This is a genomic window from Agrobacterium sp. 22117, assembly GCF_052045735.1.
GTDB classification, from domain to species: domain Bacteria; phylum Pseudomonadota; class Alphaproteobacteria; order Rhizobiales; family Rhizobiaceae; genus Agrobacterium; species Agrobacterium cavarae.
Window position 1 is genome coordinate 200,959 of the sequence record NZ_JBQEPP010000006.1, and the last position, 24,204, is coordinate 225,162.

The following is a 24,204-nucleotide window of genomic DNA, read 5'->3' on the forward strand; positions in this document are numbered from 1 at the left end:
GCGATAAGGGTCTGCTGTCCGCCCACTACAACCGTTTCAAGGCGGATCAAGACGAGCCGAGTGCATCGTTGCTCATGCGACGAGCGGATTGACTTTCCTTTCGCGCGCCCGCCCAACGCGTTTCGTGACGCGTACCGCAACAGCATCTCCGTCCGAAAGAGCGCCCCGGACAGCGTGAGTGATGCCTGTCGCAACGAAGTCGGCGTCGATGTCCTCTGCCGCTAGCGGACTTTCTCTGTCACCATCGGTCGCTGGCATGACGATCCCTACCCGCAAAGATGGCTTTTGACGCTTGAGGCGGCGTACAGCTTGGCGGGCATGAGCCCTCGACCCCGCGTTCAGAAATGCGATGACGACGGTGTCGATCCCTGAGAGGGGAAGCAGGTTTATGGTCGTACCGCTAACCATGGAATGCTCGGCTTGGGAAACCGTCGCCCCCTGGATAGCAAGGGCTTGCGCAATCATCGAAGCGGCAGCGTCGTCCATCGCGCCCCTGCCGCCAATGCAGAGGACCGATTTCCTCTTGGTTTCCGTCGTTGCGGGATTCTCAGTTGCCTCGACCTGCGCAGCCTCGTCTGGCACTGACACATCGCGTTCGGCCTCTTCCTCGATGGCGATCTCTGCCAGATTGCCGATCAGTGTCTGGGTTGTGGACGCAAATAGGGCAATCTGCGCTTCCGTCATCACACCCCGCTGGCGATCCAACTCACCGAGTTTCAGAGCCGGAAATCCGACTTGCTCGTAGTAATCGAGGAGGTACTCGTCTTCTAGAAAATCTTCGGCGTTATCGGTCGCCTCGTTTGGGTCTCCTGCAAGAAGTCTCTGATAGAGCTTCTCCTGTGGCTGCAGGACGGGCTCGTTCCCCAGAAGAACGTCGAGGACGCTGAACTGTGGGACATGGCGCCCGAGCACGACGAGGCAGACGGTAAGAGGAGTGGATAGCATCAACCCGACTGGTCCCCAGAGCCATGACCAAAAGATCGCTGAAACGATGATCGCGAGTGGGGACAGACCGGTATGGCTACCATAAAGCCAAGGCTCGACGACGTTGTTGCTGACGAGTTCCGTTATGATGAAAAGTGCTGCCACCCATGCGACGAGAGACCATCCGGGCGCAATCGCCAGCGCCAGGAAAAGCGGCAGGATCATGCCGATCACCGGGCCGATATAGGGGACGAACCGCAGAACGAGCGTTAGTAGTCCCCAGAGAATAGCGTTCGGAATGCCGAGCACCCACAGTCCGATCGCGATGGGAAGGGCATAAAGCGCGTTTACGACAAGCTGCATCAGGAGGTATTTGCCAACCCGCTTTCCCGCATCCTGCAACGCTGCCGTTGTCCGGTGCAGATCGCCCAGCCCGACGAGACGGATGAACCGATCGCGTAACTCCTCACGCTCCAGCAGCATGAAGATGACGAGGACGATGACAAGACCAGCTGTCGCGAACGGGCTGATCAGCGGCAGGATGAAGTTGCCGAGCGTTTGAACCGGATTGGAGCGCGTGATGATTTCGACGGGCATCGGTTCGCGTTTGGACGTTTGTACCACGGCGCCCTCCTTGCTCTCCTCGGCATTGTCCTGCATTTCCAAGCCGATGCGTTCAACGACTTTGCTGATATGTTCGAGCACGCCGCTGCCGGACCCAGCCTGGCTCAGTGCCTGTACCTTCGCGACGATATTGCGCTGATAGGTCGGAACGTTGTCCGCCAGATTGGCGACCTGTCCCGCGACGATGAAGCCGAAAGCCGCAATCACCAGGAAGGCGCTTGCCACCGCCATGAGGACGGCGGCGATCTTCGGGACGCGACGCTTGCGCAGAAAGCTAACGATCGGAGCAAGCGTGAAAGTCAGGAGCAGGGCAAGCGCGAGGGGAATGAACACATCCTGGCCGACATACAGAATGACCGCGACGCCGATCAGCACAACGATTGTCCGACCAGAAAGGGCTGGCACCTTGAGAGCACCCGATCCACTCGAGATTGCCCCTCCTGCGATTGCGTTTCTCTCGATACCGCTCACAAATTCCCCCATGCGCTGAAAGTATTGCCGTGATTTCCGGCCAGCAGGTAAATGCATCAGCGACGAAACTGATCGGGCGATAGAGAAATAAATTACAGCCAGAGTAAAACCACGTTTTCATACCGTTTCTAGAGCGGAGGTTGCTGGCATTCGCGAGACCAGAGTTCACTTTGGTGAAACCTTCGGGCGGAACGGCAGTCAGCTTAGCGAGTTTGATTTCGTTGGCTGAACGAACTGCGAGCGAACGCACCCTTGCGCAAAGACGGTTCCGTCTCGATATAAACTTCGCCCCGCTCTCCGCGTCTCCTCTTCAGTCCACGGGATCGACTTCATGCAAAAATCGCTTCACCTGACCGCCTTCATGCGTCCCGTCAGCCTTCATACCGGCGCCTGGCGCTATCCTGGTGCTTGGGCGGATGCCAACTTTAACTTCAGCCATCTGAAATCCTTCGCGCAGGCATTGGAGCGAGCGAAGTTCGATGCTTTCTTCATGGCGGATCATCTGGCAGTGCTCAACATGCCTGTGGAAGCCTTGAGGCGTAGCCACACGGTAACGTCTTTCGAGCCGTTCACCCTCTTATCGGCATTGGCAGCCGTCACGGACAGGATCGGTCTTGCGGCAACCGCCTCGACGACCTTCGACGAGCCTTACCATGTTGCCCGCCGGTTCGCCTCCCTGGACCATATCAGTGGCGGGCGCGCCGCGTGGAACATCGTCACGACCTCCAACCCCGACGCCGCTCGCAATTTTGGCCTGTCCGATCATGTGGAGCATGGCGAACGCTACAAGCGTGCCCGCGAATTTTTCGATGTTGTCACAGGACTGTGGGACAGTTTTGCCGACGACGCGATGATCCGCGATCAGGAAAGCGGCATCTTCTTCGATCCGGACAAGATGCATGTGCTGGATCACGAAGGAGAAGAATTCAGCGTGCGCGGCCCGCTCAACATTGCCCGACCGGTCCAGGGTTGGCCGGTCATCGTCCAGGCGGGCCAGTCGGAACCCGGCAAGCAGCTAGCGGCGGAAACGGCCGAAGTCGTCTTCGCAGCACCCCGTGATTTTGAGACCGCCAAGGCGCTCTATGCCGACATCAAGGGCCGCATGCCCAAGTTTGGTCGCGACCCCGCGCATTTGAAAATTCTTCCCGCCGCAATGATCGTGATCGGCGACAGCGTGGAAGACGCAAAAGCTAAACGTGCCAGGCTCGATAGCCTTGTGCATTACGAAAGCGCGATCGCCTCCCTCTCCATCGCGCTTGGCCACGATGCTTCCGGCTTCGATCCCGACGCCCCTCTGCCTGAAATCCCTGAAACCAATGCCAGCAAGAGCGGACGTGCGCAGGTGCTGCGGCTTGCCGAGCAGGAAAAACTGACGGTGCGGCAACTGGCACAACGCTACGGCGGCTATGCGGGACTGGCCTTCATCGGCACACCGAAGATGATTGCCGACGAGATGGAAACATGGCTTGCCGAAGAGGCGGCGGACGGTTTTACCTGCGTCTTCCCCTTTCTGCCGCAAGGCTTGCAGGACGTGACGGAGAAGTTTGTGCCGGAGTTGCAACGACGCGGTCTGTTCCGCACCGACTACGAAGGCACGACCTTGCGCGAGCACCTTGGCTTGCCACGACCAGTCAATCGTTTCTTTGCGTAACCTGCGGCCCGCTTTCGGACAGTCGTTTCGTGAGGGCGCCCTCGTGGAACAAGCGGGCAACGAAGACAGTCTGCCCGTTCAATGTGGCGCATGCCAGCGCGATGAAAGCCTATCAACTCATGGGCGCTACGGTTGATGAGGTGAACTGGGTTCCCTTCCAGATCTTCGATGCATTGGCATCTGGAAAGAGCAGCCGCAGGTGACCGATGATTTGTCCAGCGCGCGGATCTGAAAGACGGTAGAGAACCGCTTTCGCCTGTCTCGCTCCCACGATGATTCCAGCCTCCCTCAACTCGCCAATCTGCTGCGACAAGGTCGGTTGATGCACGTCAAGAATCTCTTCTAGTTCACCAACGGTGCGCGCGCCTTCCATCAAGACACATAGGATGGACAGGCGTACCGGGTTGGACATGGCTTTCAAAAAATCGGAGGCCGCACCGATCGCGCGGCATTTCACCTTCGGTGGGTGCGGTCTACGTTCATTCCCGTTACCTGACGCTTGCATGCTCACTCTCCTCGCTCCCAATCTTAGAAAAATTTTCCGTTCGCCCCTCTGGGAAGAGGGTTGAATTCCTCGCGTTCCTCACTCTATCATTATATAAATTTGTATAAAGAAGATCAATAAGGGGACGCATTTTGGTTTTCAGGATCGGTCACCATCCGAATAACCTCCATCTCACCTTGGCCTCTCGCTGGCCGGGCGCATTTTCAAACATGAAACCGGAGTTCGTCGCCTATGCTGAAGGCCGAGAGACCGGCGCGCGGCTGGCAAGGGGTGAGTTCGACATCAGCGGCACCGGGTCGACGCCGCCGATCCTCGCCAAAGCATCCGGGCTTCCTGTCGTCTATGCGGCTGCATCTGCGCCACGGCCGACGAATGGTGCGATCCTCATCTCGAAAACCAGCGACATCAATGCGGTCGCGGATTTGAAAGGCAAGCCGATCGCCCTCGTCGATGGCTCCTTCTTGAGCTATCTTCTGGCTAAGCAACTCGAAGAGATCGGACTACGCCTGACGGACACCATTCGCCAGGATATGTCGCCCGCTGAATCTCTTGCGGCGTTGCGCGATAACGCCGTCGCGGCTTGGGTTGCGATGACCCCGCATCTGGAGCAGGTTCTCGTCAGCGGCGAATTTACCGTTCTTGCGCGATGCGGGACCCTTATTCCCAATCGCTCAACCTTCTGGACGATCAAAAATCGCGGACTGACCGAGACAACCCTAGAGGACTTCACTGGCGAGTTGAAACGTCTCGGCAGAGAGATCGCCAACGATCCGGAAAAGGCCGCCGAGCTTCTGTCCGCCTCTGGCGAAGAGGCTGAACGGCGCGCATGGACCCGCGTGGTTTCCGAGCGGAACTGGCAGGTGGATGGAGCCGACCAGGCGCTGCTGCGCGAACAGCAGGAAGAGGCCGACACACTCTTTCACCACGGCGACCTTGATACGAAACTGACTATCTATCCGGTGGATAAGGGAGATCTCTGACATGAACGTACTCTGGTACATGTGCGCGCCCGATGGCGCTTATCCCTGGAAGCCGGAAGGCTCCCGCACTATCGACTATGGCTATTACAAGCAGCTCGCACAGGCCTATGACCATCTGGGCTTTACCGGTGCTCTATTCGCCACGGGTGCGCATGACGTTTGGCCGCTCGCCAGTGCCCTCCTGCCCTACACAGAGCGAATGAAGTTCCTCGTCGCATTTCATCCCGGCCTGATCGCGCCCACCCTTCTTGCAAAGATGGCTGCGACATTTCAGGAGTTTTCGAACGGCCGGTTGATGCTCAATGTCGTCTCCGGCGATGCCAAGATGCTGGGTGCCTATGGCATGATGCTGCCGCATGACGAGCGCTATGCGATGGCTGATGAGTATCTTGCCATCTGGCACCGGCTGATGGCGGGCGAGAGCGTCACTCACAAAGGCAAGTATTTCCAGACGGAAGGGGCCAAGCTGGCACTGCCAGCAGGCGCCTCCATCCAGCCGCCGCCGCTCTGGTTTGGCGGGTCTTCGGACAGCGCCATGGACGTCGCAGCCAAGCACGTCGAAACCTATCTTTCCTGGGGCGAGACACCCGAGCAGATGGGGGAGAAGGTTCAACGGGTCAAGGCAAAGGCTGCCGAGTACGGACGAGAGCTCAACTACGGGATCCGCCTCTACGTCATCGTCCGCAAAACCGATGAAAAGGCCTGGGAGGCCGCGGCCGACCTCTACGATGAGATGGACGACGCGGCGATCGCGGCAAACCAACGTTTCGTCTCCAACACGGACTCGGTCGGCCAGCAGCGTATGAGCGCCATGCATGGCGGCATCAAGCCTGCCAATCTGCGCGATCTGGAGATTGCCCCCAACCTGTGGGCAGGTGTGGGCCTCGTTCGTCCAGGTCCAGGCACGGCCATTGTCGGTTCTCCCGACACAGTGATCCGCACGCTCGAAGCCTACCAGAAAATCGGCGTCGATACCTTCATTCTATCGGGCATGCCCCTGCTTGAAGAGGCCTATCGCTTCGGCGAACTGGTACTACCGCGCCTTCCCGTGGCGCGCGTGACACCGGAACGCAAGCATTTCACATGGTCCACCCTGTTCGACCGGGACCTCAGCGGAAAGCCTGCCAATGTCTGACACAATGGCATCAGCGCAAGACAAGCGGCAACGGGCCGACCAATCCGCCAGGCCGAGGAATGCAGACGGCCGGCTGTGGACGATCGGCGCCCGTATCGCATCTCCGATTGCGCTCATCGTCATATGGCAAGTTGCCAGCACCGTCGGTCTGTTGTCCCCGCGCATACTTGCAGCCCCAAGCGATATCGTCGCGACGGCGGTTCGTCTGATCGAGTCCGGAGAACTTATCACAGGGATTGCTGTTTCTTTCTTGCGCGTCGTGGCCGGGTTTTCGATCGCGGTCTTCGTCGGCATCACGCTTGCGCTTATTTCCGGCCTCTCACGGCTCGGTGAAGCTGTCATCGATCCGCCGATCCAGATGTTGAAAGCCATGCCGTTCCTCGGCCTTCTTCCGCTTTTCATTCTCTGGTTCGGTATCGGCGAAGCGCCCAAGATCGGTCTTGTTGCCTTTGGCGCAATCTTTCCGATCTATCTGACGTTACATGGCGGCATCCGCGGCATCGACAGGAAGCTCATAGAAGCGGGCCAAACACTCGATCTCGGCACCGCTGGCATTATCCGCCACATCATCATTCCAGGCGCGCTGCCGTCGCTTCTGGTCGGCATCCGCTACGGGCTGAGCGTCGCCTGGCTCAGCCTTGTGGTCGGCGAGCAAATCAATGCCTCGAGCGGCCTCGGCTACATCATCACCTATGCACGCGATTTCCTGCAAACCGACGTCATCGTCGTCTGCCTGCTGGTTTACGCGATGATGGGTCTTTTGACGGATGGACTGGTGCGGATGATCGAAGCTTATGCACTACGCTGGCGCCCGCAGGTGATCGCATGAGCAATCTTGTCGACATCAGACAGCTTCATCGCTCCTTTGGCGGACCGGCCATCCTGGACGGCATCGACCTGACGATCGCGCCGGGTGAATTCGTTGCGCTTCTGGGTCGCAGTGGATCGGGAAAATCGACGCTGCTGCGGGTGCTATCAGGCCTTGACGCCGCTCCTGCAGAAAAACTGGAGATTCCCTCGAGGCGTTCGGTGGTGTTTCAGGAGCCTCGACTTCTTCCGTGGAAAAGCGTCATGGATAATGTCGCGCTCGGCGTGAAGACGCCGCACTCCCGTTCGCGCGCCAGCCAGGCATTGGCGGATGTCGCGCTGTCTCACCGGCAAGATGCATGGCCTCTCACCTTGTCGGGAGGCGAAGCACAGCGGGCAGCGCTGGCGCGTGCCTTGGTGCGCGAGCCCGCTCTTCTTCTTCTCGATGAACCCTTCGCGGCCCTTGATGCGCTGACCAGATTGCGCATGCACGATCTGGTTTTTGAACTGTGGCGCAAGCACAAGCCCGCCGTGTTGCTCGTCACCCATGATGTATGGGAAGCCGTCGCGCTTGCCGATCGCATTCTTGTTCTCGATCAGGGGCGTATCGCGCGCGAAATCCGCATCGATGCTCCCCATCCTCGGCGCCGAAGCGATCCTCAACTGACGCTTGTCGAAACAGAGCTCCTGCAAGAGCTAGGCGTCGAACCGTCCCATGCCTGAAGCCAAACCTCACTCCCTAGCCGAAGCGGCAGACTGGATATTATGATGTTTACCAAGCGAAAGTTGTTATCCGCCCTCGTTGTAGCGGCGTCGGTGACGGGCCTTATCCCTGCGGCTCAGGCAGCAGACCAAACGATCCGCATCGGCTGGCTTCGCGGGCCGAACGATATTACCTTGGCCAAGTCGCGCGGCACCTTGGAAAAAGCGCTCGCCGAAAAGGGCATTAAAGTAGAATGGGCTGGCCCCTTCCCCGCAGCAGCTCCCGCTTTCGAAGCGCTCAACGCTGGCAGCATCGACATCACGGCAGGCAGCTCGACATCGGCGATTGCTGCCTTGTCGGCTAAAATTCCGCTGGTCATTTTCGCCTACCAGAAAATGTCTCCGGGTGCTGAAGGCATCGTGGTGAAAAAGGACTCCGGCATCGCCTCGATCAAGGATCTTGCCGGCAAGAAGGTCGCCGTCAATCGGGGTGGCACGGGTGAATATCTCCTGATGCAGGGCCTGCAGACAAATGGTGTCGACCCGAAAAGCGTCGAGCGTGTGTATTTGAGCCCAAGCGATAGCGGGCCGAGCTTCACCCGGGGTCACGTCGATGCCTGGGCGACATGGGACCCATTCCTGACCATCGCGGAAACCGCCTATGATGGGAAGGTGGTTGCCGATGGGGCGGCGATCAAGTCGGACAATGCCGTCGTTCTGGTTGCCAGCAAGGAGTTTGCCACGTCGAAGGCAGACCAACTTCAACTCGTCTTCGATGTTATCAAGTCCGAGAACGCCTGGGCGGTCGCCAATAAGGAAGAAGCTGGCGCGGTGTGGGTCAAGGAGATGAATGTCCCGAGCAATCTCGCGGAAAAAATCGGCGAGAACAACGCCGTGCCCACGACGTCCGTAACCGATGCGGACGTCAAACAGATTGGAGCCGTCGCTGAATGGTATGCCAAAAGCGGCATCATTCTAGCACTTCCGAATGTCAAGGACAGTGTCGTTTCTCTCAAATGACGGCCGGCGGCGAGTGAGCCGCGTCTGTCGCGGCTCTTTCCATTAAATCCCAAATTCCGGGCGACCACCTTTAGGCGTGACGCATCAGTCAGCAAAACCTGTCATCAGCTTGTCCAAGGTGATGGGGAGATCGCGAACGCGAATCCCTGTGGCGTTGTAAACCGCATTCGCAACGGCCGCACCGACCCCGGTTATACCAATTTCACCGATACCGCGCGCGCCCATCGGCGCTTGCGGGTCGGGCTTGTTGGTGTAGAGGATCTCGATTGCCGGGACGTCCATCTGCACTGGCACGTGGTAATCCGCTAGCGATGCGTTCACGACGCGCCCGGTCCGCTCATCGAAGTTGGTTTCTTCGGTTAGCGCGAGACCAATGCCCATGATGATGCCACCCTTGAACTGGCTGGTTGCCATTTTGTGATTGAGGATCTGCCCAGCGTCGAACGAACCCAGGAAGCGGGACACGCGGGCCTCGCCTGTCACCTCACTCACACGCACCTCACAGAACTGCGCGCCATAGGAATGCATCGAGAAGGCCTCCATTTCCGCAGGAGCAGGTGCCTCCGCCTCGCAAACGACCTCTTCTCTCCCCGCTCTTTGAAGGATCGATCGATAGCTTTCGAAACGGCTGCTGTCACTGATATGCGCCAGCCCACCATCTCTGGTCTCGACATCCGCAAGCGAAAGGCCAGCAAGAGGAGAGTCGTTGCCGGCGAGTTTGATCAACTCTTCGACAAAGACTTCGGTCGCCGCGATGATGGCGCCGCCGATGGATGCAGTCTGCGTCGAGCCCCCGGCGATCACGCCCCTTGGCAGTCGGCTGTCGCCATATTCAAAAGTGACATGATCGAGCGGGAGACCCAAGCGGGCAGCAAGGTGCTGGACCTGAGCGGTGGCCGTTCCCATGCCCATGTCATGGACAGCAGTCGAAACCGTAACATGGCCGTCCGCCGTCAGCCTGATCCGCGCCGCACCACCAGGAAAACGATGGTAAGGATAGGTCGCGGTCGCGCATCCCATGCCGATGAGCCACTCGCCTTCGCGTCTTTGACGCGGTGTCTGGCTTCTTTTACTCCAACCGAACTGCTCCGCGCCCTTCTCATAGGCTTCAATGAGATAGCGGGAAGAGAATGGCTTGCCAGTCGTTGGATCCGTCTCCGGCTCAATCCGCCGACGCAATTCGATGGGATCAAGCCCCAGTTTTTCCGCGAGTTCATCCAGGGCGCATTCAAGCGCGAAAGTGCCGACGGACTCTCCCGGCGCTCGCATGAACGTGTTCACCAGCATGTCCAGGTCTGCCACATCCTGTCCGATCCTGAAGTTTCTGGCGCCATAGAGATGGCGAGCAGGAAACGTAAATTGCTCCGGACAGGAATTATGCGGCGTCATCGCAGCAGTACCGGTGTGGATCAGCGCATCAAGCGTACCGTCGCGCCTTGCACCCAATGCCACGCGCTGTTCAGTCACCGTGCGTCCGCCGACGATGCGGAACACACCCTCGCGCGAGAGGACGATGCGCACAGGCCGCCCTGCAAGTTTCGCTGCCGCGCAAGCCAGGATCTGATGATCCCACAAGCACTTACCGCCAAAGCCCCCACCAACGTAAGGCGAGGTCACATGAACCTTGCTGATATCGAGGCCGAAAATATCCGCCAATTGTCCCGTGGTCAGGTCGAGCAACTGGCTGGCATCGTGGACGCGCAGTTCGTCATCGTTCCAGACAACCGTTGCCCCATGCAACTCAATGGCGTTGTGGTTATGGCGTGGTGTTCGGTAGACGAGATCGACCTTGACGTCTGCATTCGCCAATGCAGCCTTGGCGTCGCCGATTTCAACCAACGGGGGCTGACCGAGCAGGTTTTCGAGTTGCCTTGGCGATTTTTTTGCTTCTTCGAAAGACAGGACCGCGGGCATCAGTTCGTACTTTGCCTCAATCAGCGATGCAGCGTAATCCGCCTGCTCCTGTGTCTCGGCAAGCACCAAAGCAATCGGCTGACCGTTCCAATGGATTTCGTCGTTTTGCATCACAGGAAGATCGCTCGCCCCGGCGGCTGTCGGAGATGACATCATCAGCGAGGGTGCCTTCATCCTCGGTGCATTCTTATAAGTCATGACGAGAATAACGCCGGGTGCGGCTTCTGCCCCGCTGACATGCAAGTCGATGATGCGCCCGCGCGCAACGGTGCTGAATGCAAGAGCTGCATAGCTGATGTTATCGTAGGGAAATTCCGCCGCAAAGCGCGTTTTTCCCTGGACCTTCATTGGGCCTTCGATGCGCGATACGGACTGCCCAAGCGATCCATGTTTTCGCAAAAGAGGGTCACTGGTAACCGCGGGTTGCCAGCGACCTTGTCTGGCTGCATCAGGTAGGATCTTGGTGTCGGAGCTCATGCGTTCTCTCCCTTCAATTCTTCAAGAACCGTAACGATGGTGCGCTTTGCCAACTCGATCTTGAAAGCGTTGTCTCGCAAGCCAATCGCGTCAGCGAGTTCCGCTTCGGCGGCGGCACGGAACGTATCGGCGGTAGCCCTTTGACCTTTCAAAATCGCTTCGGCTTTAAGCGCCCGCCAAGGCTTGTGTGCCACGCCGCCAAGAGCCAGCCTGACATCCTGCACTTCGCCAGCTCCGTTGACATCGAGGGCAGCGGCAACGGAGACGAGAGCGAAAGCATAGCTCGCGCGATCCCTTACCTTTCGATAGGTGGATCGATTGCCAAAAGACAGCGGAGGAATTTCCACCGCGGTGATGAGTTCATCCGGATGCAGCTCTGTTTCGATCTCCGGCGTCTCGCCGGGCAAACGGTGAAGATCCTGCAAACGCAGTTTGCGCATGCCTGCTGGCCCCTGCAGATGGACCACCGCATCTAGGGCGACAAGTGCGACACACATATCCGAAGGATGCGTCGCGACGCAGCTTTTCGATGCGCCGAGGATCGCATGGTAGCGATTGAACCCTTCCAGGGCATCACAGCCGGAATTCGGTCGGCGCTTATTACATCTGGCGGCATTGTCATAGAAATACCGGCACCGGGTGCGCTGAAGAATGTTGCCGCCCACCGTTGCGACATTTCGGATTTGCGCGCTTGCACCCGCCAAAATGGCGCGGGAAAGGGCCGGAAATTGCGACCGCACGACCGCGTGCGTGGCAAGCGCCGTGTTCTTTACTCCGGCGCCAACCAGAAGGCTGCCATCTGCCCGCAATTCGATCGTGTTCGAAAGCTGCGTAACATCAATCAGCGCTTCTGGTCTCTCGACAGTCTCACGCATGAGATCGACAAGGTTGGTGCCGCCGCCCAAATATTTCGCGTTTGGGCCGGCCGCTTTGATCGCAATGGCCGATGCACCGTCCGTTGGCTGGTGATAGGAGAAAATATTCATGCCGGTGCCCTCTCGCCGGCCTTCATCGACCTCTGCTCGATCAGTGTTTCCGAAATGGCTTCAACGATGCCGTTATAGGCGCCGCATCGACAGAGATTGCCGCTCATGCGCTCGCGAATTTCGGTTTCGTCGAGGGTGATGTGGTCGCTTGTAAGATCGGCAGTGACGACGCTTGGGACATTTCGTTCAATTTCGCCCACCATGCCGACGGCGGAACAGAGCTGTCCGGGTGTGCAATATCCGCATTGAAACCCGTCATGCTCTATAAAGGCTTTTTGCAATGGATGGAGGCTGCCATTCGCAGCAAGGCCCTCCACGGTGGTAATGTTGCGGCCTTGATACTGGACGGCCAGCGCGAGACAAGAGTTGATCCGCTCACCGTCCACTAAAACGGTGCATGCCCCGCATGCCCCTTGATCGCAGCCTTTCTTGGTGCCGGTCAAATGAAGATAGTTGCGCATGAGATCAAGCAGCGAGGTGCGGATATCCGCCTCGACCTCCACTGCCGTTCCATTGATGTTAAATCGCATTGCAGATCTCCTCATCTTAAGGTCCGCGATGAACGCGTCTTCACGGCCTGTGTGAAACTTCTCATACTGTTTCGTCGTGGCGTTCCGTCGAAACGATCGATGCGACGGTTTGTGCCCTGCATTAGTTGTGCGTCGAAAGAGATTGCCGGGTGGCGGCTATATCGGCGATGACAGAAAGGGCCAGAGACTGCGCGTCTCTTGCTCCAGCGAAAATGCCGATCGGGGCCTTGATCCGCGCGATGACCTCAGCCGAATGGCCACCTTGCAGCAATTGCTCTACTCGTTTCTGATGCGTGCGCGAACTGCCGAGAGCGCCGATGTAAAAGGGCGATGCAGCGAGCGCAGCCTCAAGAACAGGTATTTCTCGATCCAGGTCATGCTGTAGAAAAGTGCAACCGCACTGTGTGGATCAATCAGCGCGCGGTCGGGCGGAAGGCTGGCCGCATCGTCAAAGAAAATGACGTCGTATCCCGCGGCTTTTGCGACACTGGCCGCTGTTTCGACCTCGAGCGTACGCCCCGATAAAATCACGCGCACTGAAGGCCGGTAACAGGTGACAAAGGCGTCCCCGTCCCAACCGGTCCGACAGTGCTCTGTGGTGACCGAAAGTTTTTCATGGCGCGGGACGTAGTGAAGCCATGCGCTTTGACGGCGATCGACGAGGCTGATGATGGAACGCAGCGGCTCGATGTTTTTGACAATGTGGATGGCAACCGTAATGCCGCCTCCGCAAGGAAAAACGATATCGAAGACGCGCGACCCCTCACCCAGCATGAAACAGCGATCGTGTCCGCTTCTTATGGTCTCCAGGGCCTCAGCGGCAATGGCAGCTTCCGTGCAGCCCCCTGAAACATAGCCGCAATAACGACCGTCGTCAGCGACCACCATGTGCGCGCCAAGCGCGCGCGAAGAGCCGCCACGGATGTCCACCAAGGTACACAATCCAACCTGGAGCCCCGCCTCCTTGCTCTCAATGGCGAAAGCGAGGATGTCATAGGCCGCATCGGTTGAGAAAGCCTTCTGCGTTGGCGGCAATGCAGAAATGTCAGTGTTAAGAGGCAACCAACGACCCGCATCATCGTTGTCCCTGATGTTGATAGCCGATTGCGTCATGAGAGCCTCCGGAATCGTGACATGAAATGGATGGATGACAGCGAAGTTCCTATGGAGCTCTTTGGGTCATAGTCGCCCGCCATCGTCATTCTCGGCATGACATTCGTCTCTTGGTTGGTTTAGAGAAACGAAGGGCGCATCGCTAAACGGAGGCGCCTCCGTTTAAACTAGTGACTTGCGATCATTCGTCAAGCAATTTCTTATGGAAGGGCTTTTGCGTGCCCAAGGAACGAGCGCCATCGGTTGAACCGTCGCCACTGCGTGCAGATGCGAAGCGGAACCGCGCAAAGCTGATCGAGACTGCAGCCCTGGCGTTTACGGAACAGGGCGCGGCTGCGTCGCTGGAAGATATAGCGAGGCGTGCGGGGGTCGGGATTGGCACTCTCTATCGACACTTCCCAAGCCGCGAGCATTTGGTGGAAAGCGTCTATCGCCGGGAACTGGAACTACTTGCAACATCCGCTCGCGCGTTGATACAGGAAGAAGAACCTGCAAAGGCGGTTGAAGAGTGGATGAACAGATTTGTCAGCTACATGGCGGCAAAACGGGGCATGGCCAGCAGCCTGAAACTTCTGTTTACATCGAATTCCGCGCTGTTTGCCGACGGCACCAGGCTCTTACATATGGCATTTCGAGAACTGCTGGACAACGCCGTCAAGGCCGATGCCGTCAAGGCAGATATCGAGGCAGCAGACGTGCTCAATGCGCTCTTTGGTATCTACTCTATACCGGAAGGTCCGGATTGGCGTAATCGTGCGCACAGGATCGTACGGCTGGTCATGGATGGGTTGCGGCGCTAGCGTCACCTAGCGCAAATTGAACATACTTTGATGATCCTCTCACCCTAAAGTCCCATGCCTCACTCCTTCGAATTCTATGCGAAGCTTATAACTCTCGGCCCACGCGTCTTGTCTTAGACTTTACAGCCTTCGCACCGGGGGCAACTTGATTTGTTTGTCGCAAGGGCGTCTCAGCACCAGGAACAACAGTGCGGGCTTTACGACGCAAGAGGGGCATCCACCGGAGACGTCCATTGGCGGTCAGAGGTTGTCATCCCTCGCCCTTATTCGCCGCTTCGGCGCTATGGCGGCCCCAGCAAGGGCGACGCCTCCCCCGATCACAGTGGCGCTCAGTCGATCCCAGTCGACACCAAAAACCTCGCCGCCTGCCAACGCAATCATCAACACGACTGTCGCAGTGATGGCAGTGGCGAGAACGGCATAGCGGGCCTGCTGCAGGCCGAATGCAGCCGAGGCCAGTAAGGCTGCGGCGATGACCTTCAGTATCGGTGAATCGATTGCCATGATAATGATTGTTGCGATCAAAATGCCAAGTATGGTCCCTCCAATCCGCTCGATTCCGCGGAAAGCCGTGTCGCGCAGGCCAGGTTTTAGGACGATCATCGCAGTCATTGGGGCCCAATATTCATGGATGATGTGAGCGCCTCGGCTGGCCAGCAGTGCCACGCCTATGCAGATTGCAGCGCGCAAGGCATGTAGCCATAGATCGATGGTTCGAACATTGTCTTCGGGTGTCGCCACCCGTTCCGGTGCATCGACACCCAGTTTCATGAGCCGGACCATAGCCATCTGGATACCCGTGCCCAGCGCAACCAATGTTGCCCGACTGACCCCGTCCATCAGGTTGCCGGGGTAGTGCGCCGCCAGGAGGAAAGCGATGATAATCTGCAACCACACCCACCAGAGCGCGGTGTCCCAACGGATGAGAGCACCGCACAATCCGCCCATGAGCATTGTCACGATGAGTTCAATAAAAGGGTCCTGGCCCGCCATGGTCCCCAGGATGCTGGCTGCCGTCATCCCGGCACCTGTCAACAGCATCGCATCCAGACGTTTATGGCGGACACGCTTGGTCGCTCCGAAGCCCGTTGCGAAGGCTGCACCTGCCGCGATCGAAGCCTGAACATGGTCCTCGCTGAGTACGCCAACAATCAGTAGCAGGAGCAGAGCGGGCGTGGCGACGACAGCGCCTCGCCAGTCGAAATAGAACGCTTTTCGCAAAGTATCGCGGATTGCCGTCCGATTGTCGGTTGCCAACTCGGCTGCTCCTTCAAAACACAGGTCGTCAGGTGAACTATATGCGCGCCGGATTGCAATGCTCGGGCTCCGCAAATCGGCGTTCACATCTGTATTATTAGCAGCATAAGCAATGCCTTGGACACCTATACACCGCGCATTTTCCGTGAGGAACCAATCCTTGCACGTAGGATTTATCCAGCGTCAGGAAGTTTTTTTATAGGAATTCGTTATGACGAGACGTGTAGCTGATGTGATAGTAGAAACCCTGTCCGCCGCTGGAGCAAAGCGATGCTATGGTGTGCCGGGCGACACATTGAATTACGTAACCGATGCCATTCGCCGAAGCGACATACGATGGGTGCATGTCCGGCACGAGGAGGCCGGGGCATTTGCCGCCGGTGCCGACGCTCTGTTGACCGGTGAACTTGCCATGTGTGCCGGATCGTGCGGACCGGGCAGCCTTCATTTCATCAACGGTGTCTGGGAATCCAATCGAAACCGTGCCCCGGTTGTGCTGATCGCCAGCCAAATTGTGCAGGACGAACTTGGATTTGAATTTCCGCAAGAGGTCGATTTCAAATCCGTCTATGCCAAAGGAACTGTCTTCTGCGAAGAGATCCGCACGCCCGCGCAAGCCAAGCGAATGACAGCCATGGCTGCGCAAGCTGCACTATCGAAACGCGGCGTAGCGGTTCTGATCGTTCCCGTCGACGTGTCGCAAGCGGCAGCCCCCGATGAACCCGATTTCACCGTCCACCGTGCCCAACCGGTGATGCGCCCATCCGACGCCGAGTTGCAACAGATCGCGGAGGCGCTCAACAACGGCAAGAAGATTGCTATCTATGGCGGCTCTGGCTGTGAGAAGGGGCATGGCGAAGTTCTCGCTCTGGCCGAGCGTCTGAAGGCACCTGTGGCTCGTACCAGCCGTGCGAAGGACTTCCTCGAACATGACAATCCCTATGACGTCGGAATGACGGGGGTGTTCGGAACGGCGGGCGGTTACCAAGCCATCATGGATTGCGATACGCTTCTGCTACTTGGCTGCGATTTCGCATGGCGGCAATTCTACCCGACCAAAGCGACAATCATCCAGATCGACGTCAACGGCACTCATTTGGGGCGCCGTCATCCAGTCGACATCGCCGCAGTCGGGACGATCGTGGACACGCTCCAGGCATTGATCCCGCTGGTTAAGCCTCGCGATGACCGCAGCTTCCTGGACCACTCCCTGTCACACACGCATAAAGCCGAGAAGGCCCTCGATGCACGTCAGACATCAGGTCATCGGGATGTTATCCACCCGCAATATCTGACCGGGCTGATTGGACAGCACGCCACACCAGACGCTGTCTTCACCGCCGATGGCGGATCGCCCATGGTCTGGTGCCTTCGCCATATTCCTTCGACTGGCACAAACCGTACAATCGTAAGCTTGAGCCATGGCACGATGGCAAACGCGATGCCACAGGCGCTGGGCGCGCAGGCCGCCTACCCAGGCAGGCAAGTGATCTCCATGTCCGGAGATGGCGGCTTGACTATGCTGCTTGGCGACATGCTGACCGCGGTGCAGGAAGAGTTACCGATCAAGGTTGTCGTTTTCAACAATGGCACGCTCGGATTTGTCGAGATCGAGCAAAAAGTGGAAGGTCTACTCGATACCTTTACAGAGCTACAAAATCCAGATTTCGGCAGGATGGCGGAATCGATGGGCTGGTGGGGCCGGCGGATCGAGCATCCAGATGGCCTGGAGGACGCCGTTAAAGCGTGGCTCGCCGAACCGGGTCCCGCCCTGCTGGATGTCGTGACCGTCCGCGACGAATTGGTCATGCCCCCAAAAGTGGAAGCGGGACAAGTCTTTGGAATGGCGCTCTATTCGGCGAAGGGAATTCTCTCCGGCCCTAAACGTGCGGCAGGCGTTGTCGATATGCTCAAGAACACCATTCTTCCATGAAGGCTGAATTGAGATAGCGATCTGCCTTTTGCGGCGGGGCCAATATTGTAGCCCCGCCTCTGCTTGTCCTACCCGAGTGCCGCGCGTTCTTTCAGACGCATCAAAGATCCCGTCGTCGCCAATCGACGCGTCGTCATTTTCTGAAAATCAATTCCGATCTTCAGACCGATGCCGGATTGGCTGGTCTAATGTTAGGTGTCTGTATGTCCCGATACAGCAGCCCTTCTTCGATGTACTCCACCCATCTTTCGTAGTGGCGCGAAGGTCGCAACGACGACGAAACAACCGGGCGGCACATAACGGAGCCGACGTAAGGTCCGCTGGCAGCATCAGGCCTTACTGCTCTCTTGCCGCTCACGTGGCTGGCTGCTCCGGGTTCCACAACAGGACCGTGCTCGTGCTCTCATACGCCATACCGTTCGGATAACTGATCGCCTCGAACTGCAAGCCCCAGGGCGCCTGAAAATATAGGATTGATTGGCCGGCGATCGGGCCGTCCTGAATAGGGAGGGGGCCGAGCCGGGTCTCAACGCCCATCTTGTCCAGATAGGCCTTCGCAGCGGCGATGTCTCGAACATAGAAAGCGATATGAAACGCACCTATGTCACTGTTCTTCTGCTTTAAATCCCGCTGGTCGGGTGCGGAGTATTCGAAGAGCTCGAGGTTTGAGCCGTTGCCACAGCGGATCATGGCGGCGCGTTCGATACGCGCGCGCGGATGAACGCCGAGCGCCTCCGTCATAAAACTCCCTTCCGGATCGCCGATAGGGCCGAAGGTGAGCACATGGATGCACCCGAGCACCCGGTCGAAGAAGTCGATGGCCTCATCGAGGTTCGGTACCGTAAGCCCGGTGTGGTCGTGGCCGACGAGGCCTGGAAGGCCTTTTTGGGTGGAAGCTGTCATGACACGTCTCCGATCAGGCTGCGGTCTTGTTCTGCGAGTTTAGATGCGGCTCTCACGCGGCTGGCTCAAGCACAGGTGGCGGCCGTGTCAGCCAGCCGTCATCGATCTCGGGAAGCGGGATGGCGTCAAGCAACAGGCGCGTATAGGGCGTCTTGGGGGCATCAAACACAGGTCCACATCTCCCCTCCTCCACCACTTCGCCAAACCGCATCACGGTAACGCGGTCGCAGATCGCACGGATGACCGACAGGTCATGGCTGATGAAGGCCATGGCGAGACCCATCTCCTGCGATAGCTCTTTCAGCAGATTCAACACCTGCGCCTGCGTCGAGACGTCAAGACCGGACACGACCTCATCGGCAAGCACGAAATCTGGTTTCATCAGAACGGCGCGCGCAATGCCGACGCGCTGACGCTGACCACCGGACAACTCATGCGGTGCACGTTCCAGCATCACGGCAGGCAGTGACACGCGGTCAAGAATGGCACGCACCTGACGCTCGGCGTCGCGGCGGTCGCTCGCAAGACCATGCAGGAAAAGCGGCTCCGTGAGGATACGACGAATGGTATGACGCGGATTGAGAGATGCCATCGGATCCTGGAAGATCATCTGCATACGCCGGCGCAAGGGCCGCATAGCCTCAGGCGACAAGACGGTGATGTCCTGCCCATCGAAACGAATGGTACCGGCCGAGACAGGGACCAGTTTCAGCAGCGCACGGCCAAGCGTCGTCTTGCCCGAGCCAGACTCCCCGACAATGCCAACTGTCTCCCCACGCCTGATCGACACATCGACGCCGTGAAGGACACGAACGCCGGTGCGGCCACGACCAAAAAGCCCCTTGTTCGCGCCGTAAGTGACTTCAATGCCCTTTGCTTCAAAGAGAAGATCGCTCATTTCACACTCTCCTCTCGGCGATGCCGATTTCAGCGCGCAATTGGCGGAACACAGCTTCGGGCACGGGCTCAAGCCCTGCATCTGGTCGATCGTAGCGTGGGCCAGCAGCGATCAATGCGCTGGTGTAGGCATGCTTTGGTGCCATCAGCAGATCACGGGTCCTGCCATCTTCGATCACTTTGCCTGCGTAGAGAAGTGTTACGCTGTCACAGATCTTTGCCACGACACCGAGGTCATGGGTCACGAAGATCACCGCGGTTCCATGAGCTTCCTGCATACGACGGATGAGACGCAGGATTTCCTTTTGTACAGTGACGTCAAGCGCGGTCGTCGGCTCGTCGGCGACAACGAGCTTGGGATTCAACGCAAAGGCCGATGCGATCAGAATACGCTGGCGCATGCCCCCGGACAGTTCATGCGGATAGGCGTTCAGCACCCGCTTTGGATCACGGATCTGTACTTCGTCGAGAAGTTGAAGTGCACGCTTATGGGCATCCGTCTTGCCCATACCAAGCCTCAGCCTTAGCCCATCGGTCAATTGCGCCTCGATCCGCCGCGCCGGGTTGAGTGCCGTTTGCGGGTCTTGCGGGATCAGCGTGATGTCGCGACCCATGATATCAGCGAGTTCGCGGCGGGGCATGGAAAGGAGGTCACGCCCCTCGAAACGAATGAAGCCCCCCGTGATCTTGACAGTGGACGGCAAAATGCCGAGCAGGGCTTTGGCGATGGTGGATTTCCCAGCGCCCGATTCACCCACGAGACCGCGCACCTCCCCCTTTTCCAGGGTGAGCGAAACATCGCGAAGGACTGGCGCGCCGGCATCACGCGTGGAGATGGCACTGAGGCCTTGAATAGCAACAAACGACTGGGTCATCGGCGCATCACCGGGTCGAGCGCCGTGCGCAGACCGTTGCCGAGTTGATTGAAGGCGAGAACGGTGGCGAAGAGCGCGAGGAGAGGAAAGACGAACACCCACCATCCCTGGTGGATCATCTGGCGACCTTGGGCGATCATACCGCCCCATGTCGGGATGTCCGAAGAAAGCGACAGGCCGACGAAAGAAAGGATCGCTTCGACAATGACGGCAATGCCCATTTCAAGGCTGACAAGAGCAATGAGGACAGGCCCGACATTCGGCAAAATCTCACGCCACAGAATATGGCTGCGGGAAAAACCGATCACCTGAGCGGCCATCACATAATCAAGACGTGCCTGCGCCATTGTCTCGGCCCGCACGACACGACAAAAGCGCGTCCAGTCGATGATGACGATCGCGGCGATGACCGAGTGAAGGCCTGAGCCGATGACCGCCACCAGCAGTACCGAAAGAAGCACCGGCGGGAAGGCCATCCATATATCGACAAGGCGTGAGATGACGCGATCCGCCCACCCGCCATACCAACCGGCGGCGAGGCCAAGCAGCGTTCCTATGATGGCCGACAGGCTGGCGGCAACGAATGCAACGGTCAACGCTATTCGCGATCCGTAGAGCACACGGGAAAGAACGTCACGGCCAAGGTCATCGGTGCCGAGATAGTAGCCGGGCTCTGCCCCCGGATAGTTTGCGGGTGGCATGTTGCCCAACATCAGATCCTGCTCGAGCGGGTCTTTCGGTGCGATGTAGGGCGCGAAAAGCGCGATGAGCAACAGGATGAGGAGGAAGCCGCCGGCGATCACCACCCGCGGTTCACGCAAAAGCGGTTTGATGGTCTTCATCGGCAGACTCCGGAAACGGAAAGCTGTGTCCATGGTGGTTGCGGTTTTTGACATCTCACCCATGAGCGGCGTTCCTTGGGTTCAGCCATGCAGCGATGAGATCAACCAGGATATTTACCAGAATAAAGATCGCGCCGAAGGTTAGCACGATGCCCTGGATCAGCGGCAGATCGCGGTTGATGACCGCGTCGATCGCCATGTTGCCAAGGCCAGGATAGGAAAAGATGCGCTCCACGATGACCGTGCCGCCAATCATGAAGGTGAACTGAACGCCTGTAAGCGTCAGCGTCGGCCCGACGGCATTGCGCAGCGCCTCCTGAAGCACCAGCCGAAGCGGCGACATCCCTTTCAGCCGCGCCAGCAGCACGTAATCCTGCACCATGGCTTCCGCGAGCGCTTCCTTCAGCGTGCGCACGACGATGGCTGCCAAGGGCAGGCCGAGCGCCAGCATGGGCATCACCATGTGGGCGAGGATGTCAGCGAAAGCCGCGAATTTGAACGTAACCAGGCTCTCGATCAGGTAGAAATCCGTGCGGAAATCCGTCGTCAGCCCCGGATCGATACGACCGGACAACGGGAAGACCGGCCAACACACACCAAGTAGGAGGACAAGCGCCAGCGCCCAGACGAAATCTGGTACGGCAAGAAACAGCCCGTTGATAAAATCCAGCGCAGGATCGAGCTTTGTGCCGCGCGCGAGTGCGCCGAGAACCGCAATCATGCCACCGGTGAGAACCCCGAAAACAAGCGCGGCAAAGGCGAGTTCGAGCGTCGCCGGCAAGCGGCCACCGATCAGTTCCAGGACATCGCGGCGTTGCGAGATCGACGTGCCGAAATCACCCTTCAAGACATCGCCGAACCAGATGGCGAATTGCTGCGCCAGACCGAGATCGAGCCCGTAATGGGCGCGCAGCGCTGCAATGTCGGCGGGCGTCGCACTCGGCGAAATCATCATGGCGACCGGGTCGCCCGGCACGATGCGCAGCAGACAGAAAACGATGACGGCGACGCCCATGAGCGTCAGCACCGCCATTATAAGACGATTGAGAAGATCGGAAACGGTCATGATCAAACCTTCCTGTTGCCGTCAGCGTCGGCGGCTGCCAGACGCGCGGTCCTGCGAACAGGGGCGAGCAGCGCCACGACGAACGCGACGCAACGCTGCTCTATCTCGTCAGGCCTTGGAGACCAGCGTCGGCTGAAGCGCGCTCGAAACATTCGGCGTCACCTTCAGCGAAGACTTGAAAACGATGGGCTGCACATATTGCAAAAGCGGAATGACGTAACCTTGCTCGGCAATATACGTGTCAGCTGCCTTCCAACCGGCGATACGCTTGGCCTCGTCCTTCTCGCCCCACAGCGGACCAATGAGAGCGTCGACATCGTCACTTTTCCAGGCCGAGTGCGGCGACTTGGAGAACATGGCGAATCCGGTCGATGTCGTGGGGTCGCCGATCGCGTTGCCCCAATTGTAGAAAGCCGCAGGCGCGAGCTTGTGACCGGCGCGCAGCTCAAAGTGCTTCGCCACCTCGTAGACTTCGATCTCGGCCTCAATGCCAACCCTGCGCCACATGCCGACGATCGCCTGGATCATCTCGTAATCCTTTGGCTTGAGACCACGTGTCGTCTGGATTTTGAACTTGACCGGTTTGTCCTTGGAATAACCAGAAGCCTTGAGAAGCTCGGCAGCCTTCTGCGGGTCGTAGCCAACCTTGATCGAAGCGTCATAGGCTTCGTATTCCGGAGCTTCCAATGTGTCGATCGGAACGCCGTAGCCACGCAGGAGCTTTTTGACAATACCGGCCTTGTCGATGGCATGATGAGCCGCCAGTCGAACATTCTTGTCCAGCATGGGTTCGACATTGGTGATGAAGATCATGCCGATATCCGAGATCGGCGATGAGACGCCGGCGAGGCCCTTCTTCGCCTTCAGTCGGTCGAATTCCTCATAAGGAATTTCGAGAGTGACATCGGAAGAACCGGATTCAATTTCGGCGACACGGCTCGTCGGATCGGTGACGAATTTGAAAATGACGGTTTCGAAGGCGGGCTTGCCGCCCCAGTAGTTTGGGTTGGCCTTGAGGCGCAGGAAGGAGTTGCCCTCATAGGCGTCGAACATGTAGGGGCCTGTGCCAACAGGCTTTTTTTCAAAGCCTTCCGAACCGACCTTTTCGTAATAGGCCTTGGGCAGCACATAGCCGGTGAGGAAGGCCATCCACTTGAAGATCGTCGGATCAAAGTTGAGAACGTCGGCGGTGATCCGCTTGCCCTCGACCTTGTAGTTGCCGATGCTGGCCCAGACGCTCGCGACAGGATTGCCGCTGTCTGGCTTGCCGGCGCGGGTCAGCGACCAGACGATATCTTCTGGGGTGAAGTCCGAGCCGTCATGCCACTTCACACCTTCGCGCACATCCATCCAGACCTTGGTCTTATCGTCGTTCCAGCCCCAGTCGGTCAACAACCCGGGCTCGAAGGAAAGATCCGGCTTCTGGCCGATATATTGATCGTAAATCGAGCGATAGATCGCCTGGATTGCCGGGTTCACGCCCGATAGCCCTACCGTCCCGTCGAAGGATGGCAGGTTGGAATTGAAGGCAATCGTCAGAGTATTCGTTTCTGCGGCCTGAACCGAAATTCGTCCGGCAAGAATGCCGGTCAGAACGGTAGCCGCACCTAGTCCCAGTACGCCACGACGCGTCATGTCAGTCATTTTTGACTCCTAAGTTCCCCTTGAAGGACTTCCGGTGTTTCCCGGATTTGTTATTGCTTTAAACTTAAAATTAAAATTCCGATTTTGACAAGAGCCGGACCAGCCATTTTCGAAAATAATATGAAAGAGAATATTTCATGAAATTGCC

Annotated in this window: 20 protein-coding genes and 1 pseudogene; 8 read left to right on the forward strand and 13 right to left on the reverse strand. The window is 58.2% G+C overall.

Going from position 1 to position 24,204, the window contains the following annotated elements; translation table 11 throughout:
• Window positions 1-72: 72 nt before the first annotated feature.
• On the reverse strand, window positions 73-2,031 hold the full coding sequence (locus ACTJKV_RS18075) for an AI-2E family transporter (RefSeq protein WP_440599196.1): 1,959 nt from the start codon (window positions 2,029-2,031) through the stop codon (window positions 73-75).
• A 319-nt stretch (window positions 2,032-2,350) separates the two neighbouring features.
• Between ACTJKV_RS18075 and ACTJKV_RS18080 the strand changes: the two genes are divergently transcribed.
• Window positions 2,351-3,670 (forward strand): LLM class flavin-dependent oxidoreductase, encoded by a 1,320-nt coding sequence (locus ACTJKV_RS18080; protein WP_440599197.1) that lies wholly within the window; start codon window positions 2,351-2,353, stop codon window positions 3,668-3,670.
• A gap of 112 nt (window positions 3,671-3,782) precedes the next feature.
• Here the strand turns inward: ACTJKV_RS18080 and ACTJKV_RS18085 are convergent, their stop codons facing one another.
• Complete coding sequence (locus ACTJKV_RS18085) at window positions 3,783-4,175, reverse strand: ArsR/SmtB family transcription factor (protein WP_113260327.1); 393 nt, start codon at window positions 4,173-4,175, stop codon at window positions 3,783-3,785.
• 209 nt (window positions 4,176-4,384) lie between these two features.
• On the opposite strand from ACTJKV_RS18085, the gene ACTJKV_RS18090 reads away from it, so the two are divergent.
• From ACTJKV_RS18090 to ACTJKV_RS18110, 5 genes are read left to right on the forward strand one after another with little or no spacing between them, the layout of a single operon-like run.
• Complete coding sequence (locus ACTJKV_RS18090; RefSeq protein WP_440599198.1) at window positions 4,385-5,155, forward strand: ABC transporter substrate-binding protein; 771 nt, start codon at window positions 4,385-4,387, stop codon at window positions 5,153-5,155.
• A 1-nt stretch (window position 5,156) separates the two neighbouring features.
• A complete protein-coding gene (locus tag ACTJKV_RS18095) occupies window positions 5,157-6,290 on the forward strand; it encodes an LLM class flavin-dependent oxidoreductase (RefSeq protein ID WP_440599199.1) in 1,134 nt (377 codons plus the stop codon).
• Entirely contained in the window at window positions 6,283-7,119 is an 837-nt protein-coding gene (locus ACTJKV_RS18100) for an ABC transporter permease (protein WP_245495259.1), read from the forward strand. Before ACTJKV_RS18095 ends, ACTJKV_RS18100 begins: the two co-directional genes overlap by 8 nt.
• Window positions 7,116-7,820 (forward strand): ABC transporter ATP-binding protein, encoded by a 705-nt coding sequence (locus tag ACTJKV_RS18105; protein WP_440599200.1) that lies wholly within the window; start codon window positions 7,116-7,118, stop codon window positions 7,818-7,820. Before ACTJKV_RS18100 ends, ACTJKV_RS18105 begins: the two co-directional genes overlap by 4 nt.
• Before the next feature lie 45 nt (window positions 7,821-7,865).
• Window positions 7,866-8,819 (forward strand): aliphatic sulfonate ABC transporter substrate-binding protein, encoded by a 954-nt coding sequence (locus tag ACTJKV_RS18110; protein ID WP_440599201.1) that lies wholly within the window; start codon window positions 7,866-7,868, stop codon window positions 8,817-8,819.
• 84 nt (window positions 8,820-8,903) lie between these two features.
• Here the strand turns inward: ACTJKV_RS18110 and ACTJKV_RS18115 are convergent, their stop codons facing one another.
• The 4 genes and pseudogenes from ACTJKV_RS18115 to ACTJKV_RS18130 all read right to left on the reverse strand — a co-directional run bounded on the left by ACTJKV_RS18115 (window position 8,904) and on the right by ACTJKV_RS18130 (window position 13,839).
• On the reverse strand, window positions 8,904-11,210 hold the full coding sequence (locus ACTJKV_RS18115) for a xanthine dehydrogenase family protein molybdopterin-binding subunit (RefSeq protein WP_440599202.1): 2,307 nt from the start codon (window positions 11,208-11,210) through the stop codon (window positions 8,904-8,906).
• Entirely contained in the window at window positions 11,207-12,196 is a 990-nt protein-coding gene (locus ACTJKV_RS18120) for an FAD binding domain-containing protein (protein ID WP_113260330.1), read from the reverse strand. The genes ACTJKV_RS18115 and ACTJKV_RS18120 overlap by 4 nt, the downstream gene beginning before the upstream one ends.
• Window positions 12,193-12,741, reverse strand: coding sequence for a 2Fe-2S iron-sulfur cluster-binding protein (locus ACTJKV_RS18125; protein WP_440599203.1), 549 nt, complete (start codon window positions 12,739-12,741; stop codon window positions 12,193-12,195). The genes ACTJKV_RS18120 and ACTJKV_RS18125 overlap by 4 nt, the downstream gene beginning before the upstream one ends.
• A 106-nt stretch (window positions 12,742-12,847) precedes the next feature.
• Window positions 12,848-13,839, reverse strand: a pseudogene (locus tag ACTJKV_RS18130) (XdhC family protein).
• A gap of 218 nt (window positions 13,840-14,057) precedes the next feature.
• Between ACTJKV_RS18130 and ACTJKV_RS18135 the strand changes: the two are divergent.
• Window positions 14,058-14,639: a TetR/AcrR family transcriptional regulator gene (locus tag ACTJKV_RS18135; RefSeq protein ID WP_440599204.1), complete on the forward strand. Its 582-nt coding sequence runs from the start codon at window positions 14,058-14,060 to the stop codon at window positions 14,637-14,639.
• Between the two features lie 240 nt (window positions 14,640-14,879).
• On the opposite strand, the gene ACTJKV_RS18140 is transcribed toward ACTJKV_RS18135, so the two are convergent.
• Window positions 14,880-15,896, reverse strand: coding sequence for an FUSC family protein (locus ACTJKV_RS18140; protein WP_440599205.1), 1,017 nt, complete (start codon window positions 15,894-15,896; stop codon window positions 14,880-14,882).
• 211 nt (window positions 15,897-16,107) lie between these two features.
• Here ACTJKV_RS18140 and ACTJKV_RS18145 point away from each other — a divergent pair, with 211 nt between their 5' ends.
• Window positions 16,108-17,829 (forward strand): thiamine pyrophosphate-dependent enzyme, encoded by a 1,722-nt coding sequence (locus ACTJKV_RS18145; protein ID WP_440599206.1) that lies wholly within the window; start codon window positions 16,108-16,110, stop codon window positions 17,827-17,829.
• 354 nt (window positions 17,830-18,183) lie between these two features.
• On the opposite strand, the gene ACTJKV_RS18150 is transcribed toward ACTJKV_RS18145, so the two are convergent.
• The 6 genes from ACTJKV_RS18150 to ACTJKV_RS18175 form a co-directional block, all read right to left on the reverse strand.
• Complete coding sequence (locus tag ACTJKV_RS18150) at window positions 18,184-18,732, reverse strand: VOC family protein (RefSeq protein ID WP_144622231.1); 549 nt, start codon at window positions 18,730-18,732, stop codon at window positions 18,184-18,186.
• 52 nt (window positions 18,733-18,784) lie between these two features.
• A complete protein-coding gene (locus ACTJKV_RS18155) occupies window positions 18,785-19,630 on the reverse strand; it encodes an ATP-binding cassette domain-containing protein (protein WP_440599207.1) in 846 nt (281 codons plus the stop codon).
• A gap of 1 nt (window position 19,631) precedes the next feature.
• Window positions 19,632-20,504, reverse strand: coding sequence for an ABC transporter ATP-binding protein (locus ACTJKV_RS18160; protein ID WP_113225747.1), 873 nt, complete (start codon window positions 20,502-20,504; stop codon window positions 19,632-19,634).
• On the reverse strand, window positions 20,501-21,346 hold the full coding sequence (locus ACTJKV_RS18165) for an ABC transporter permease (protein ID WP_440599208.1): 846 nt from the start codon (window positions 21,344-21,346) through the stop codon (window positions 20,501-20,503). Before ACTJKV_RS18165 ends, ACTJKV_RS18160 begins: the two co-directional genes overlap by 4 nt.
• Before the next feature lie 55 nt (window positions 21,347-21,401).
• Window positions 21,402-22,412, reverse strand: a complete 1,011-nt coding sequence (locus tag ACTJKV_RS18170; protein ID WP_440599209.1) for an ABC transporter permease — start codon at window positions 22,410-22,412, stop codon at window positions 21,402-21,404.
• 108 nt (window positions 22,413-22,520) lie between these two features.
• The gene (locus tag ACTJKV_RS18175; RefSeq protein WP_343107293.1) at window positions 22,521-24,056 is read right to left on the reverse strand and encodes an ABC transporter substrate-binding protein; all 1,536 of its coding nucleotides are present in this window, start codon (window positions 24,054-24,056) and stop codon (window positions 22,521-22,523) included.
• Window positions 24,057-24,204: the final 148 nt, after the last annotated feature.